General features: G+C 53.9%; 1 tRNA gene and 2 rRNA genes (1 of these 3 cut by a window edge). All 3 read left to right on the top strand.

What is annotated here, in order from left to right:
• Nucleotides 1-1,944 (top strand): 23S ribosomal RNA (locus tag AC1D10_RS35495); it begins 862 nt to the left of the window's first position.
• 174 nt (nucleotides 1,945-2,118) lie between these two features.
• A 5S ribosomal RNA gene (rrf, locus tag AC1D10_RS35490) occupies nucleotides 2,119-2,233 on the top strand.
• A gap of 185 nt (nucleotides 2,234-2,418) precedes the next feature.
• A tRNA-Met gene (locus AC1D10_RS35485) sits at nucleotides 2,419-2,495 on the top strand.
• Nucleotides 2,496-2,500 lie beyond the last annotated feature (5 nt).

Below are 2,500 nucleotides of genomic sequence, written 5' to 3'. Positions count from 1 at the left end.
CGCGAAATCTATTTAGGTAGAGCGTCGACCGAATACCCCAGGGGGTAGAGCACTGGATGGGCTAGGGGTCCTCACCGGATTACCAAACCTAACCAAACTCCGAATACCTGGGAGTACTAGTCGGCAGACACACGGCGGGTGCTAACGTCCGTCGTGAAAAGGGAAACAACCCTGACCTACAGCTAAGGTCCCCAAGTTATGGCTAAGTGGGAAAGGATGTGAGGATCCCAAAACAACCAGGATGTTGGCTTAGAAGCAGCCATCATTTAAAGAAAGCGTAACAGCTCACTGGTCTAAATAAGGGTCTTTGCGCCGAAAATGTAACGGGGCTAAAGCCATACACCGAAGCTTAGGGTTCGTAGCAATACGAGCGGTAGCGGAGCGTTCTGTAAGCTGATGAAGCCATACCCGTGAGGGGTGGTGGAGGTATCAGAAGTGCGAATGCTGACATGAGTAACGTAAGGGGAGTGAGAGACTCCCCCGCCGAAAGACCAAGGGTTCCTGCTTAAAGCTAATCTGAGCAGGGTTAGCCGGCCCCTAAGACGAGGCGGAAACGCGTAGTCGATGGGAACCACGTTAATATTCGTGGGCTTGGAGGTAGTGACGGATCATTGAGGTAGTCCAATCTTATCGGATTGAACGGGCTGCTGCGTGGTTCCAGGAAATAGCTCCTCCTTATAAACCGTACCCGAAACCGACACTGGTGGTCTGGTAGAGTATACCAAGGCGCTTGAGAGAACTATGCTGAAGGAACTCGGCAAATTGCACGCGTAACTTCGGAAGAAGCGTGACCCTTTTCTACGCAAGTAGAGGAGGGTGGCACAGACCAGGGGGTAGCGACTGTTTATCAAAAACACAGGGCTCTGCGAAGTCGCAAGACGACGTATAGGGTCTGACGCCTGCCCGGTGCTGGAAGGTTAAGAGGAGGGGTGCAAGCTCTGAATCGAAGCCCCAGTAAACGGCGGCCGTAACTATAACGGTCCTAAGGTAGCGAAATTCCTTGTCGGGTAAGTTCCGACCTGCACGAATGGCGTAACGACTTCCCCGCTGTCTCCAGCATAGACTCAGTGAAATTGAATTCCCCGTGAAGATGCGGGGTTCCTGCGGTTAGACGGAAAGACCCCGTGCACCTTTACTATAGCTTTACATTGGCATTCGTAGTGGCATGTGTAGGATAGGTGGTAGGCTTTGAAACCTGGGCGCCAGCTCAGGTGGAGCCACCCTTGAAATACCACCCTTATTACTATGGATGTCTAACCGCGGCCCGTTATCCGGGTCCGGGACAATGTATGGTGGGTAGTTTGACTGGGGCGGTCGCCTCCTAAAGAGTAACGGAGGCGCGCGATGGTGGGCTCAGAACGGTCGGAAATCGTTCGCTGAGTGCAATGGCATAAGCCTGCCTGACTGCGAGACTGACAAGTCGAGCAGAGACGAAAGTCGGTCATAGTGATCCGGTGGTCCCGCGTGGAAGGGCCATCGCTCAACGAATAAAAGGTACGCCGGGGATAACAGGCTGATGACCCCCAAGAGTCCATATCGACGGGGTTGTTTGGCACCTCGATGTCGACTCATCGCATCCTGGGGCTGGAGCAGGTCCCAAGGGTATGGCTGTTCGCCATTTAAAGCGGTACGTGAGTTGGGTTCAGAACGTCGTGAGACAGTTCGGTCCCTATCTGCCGTGGGTGTAGGAATATTGAAAGGATCTGTCCCTAGTACGAGAGGACCGGGATGGACGGATCTCTGGTGGACCTGTTGTGGCGCCAGCCGCATAGCAGGGTAGCTATATCCGGACGGGATAACCGCTGAAGGCATCTAAGCGGGAAACCCACCTTAAAACGAGTATTCCCTGAGAACCGTGGAAGACGACCACGTTGATAGGCCGGGTGTGGAAGAGCGGCAACGCTTGAAGCTTACCGGTACTAATAGTTCGATCGGCTTGATCGTTCTCATTCCTTATGCCCATCTCGGCGCAATCCGAAGGATTGCCGCCAGAAGATGTGAAAGCACAACAAAGACCAGCGAACAGCTCCGAGAAAGCATGATAGGGTTGACCCCTATTGGCTACTCGCGCAGAGCTCTTCGCTCAAAAAGCTTCTCGAACAACGTGCGTTTTGCCGACCTGGTGGTTATGGCGGAGCGGCTGCACCCGATCCCATTCCGAACTCGGCCGTGAAACGCTCCAGCGCTGATGGTACTTCGTCTCAAGACGCGGGAGAGTAGGTCGCTGCCAGGTCTGCTAAACGCACGTTGATCTCACATCCAGTATCGAAAACGATACCGGATGGAGAGGAAATCTTCTCCTTACGAACAGGCCCGCCAACGGGAACACGGGCCGCGAAAGCGGCCCTTTCATTTGGTGAGACTTCTACCTATCTGTAAGCCATCCTATTGTAGGCTTGGGCTTACATCCAAAGGTGACGCGGGGTGGAGCAGCCCGGTAGCTCGTCAGGCTCATAACCTGAAGGTCACAGGTTCAAATCCTGTCCCCGCAACCAAATCT

The sequence above is a fragment of the Mesorhizobium sp. P2_A8 genome, from assembly GCF_056404935.1.
This window is presented reverse-complemented; position numbering and strand designations above follow the sequence as displayed.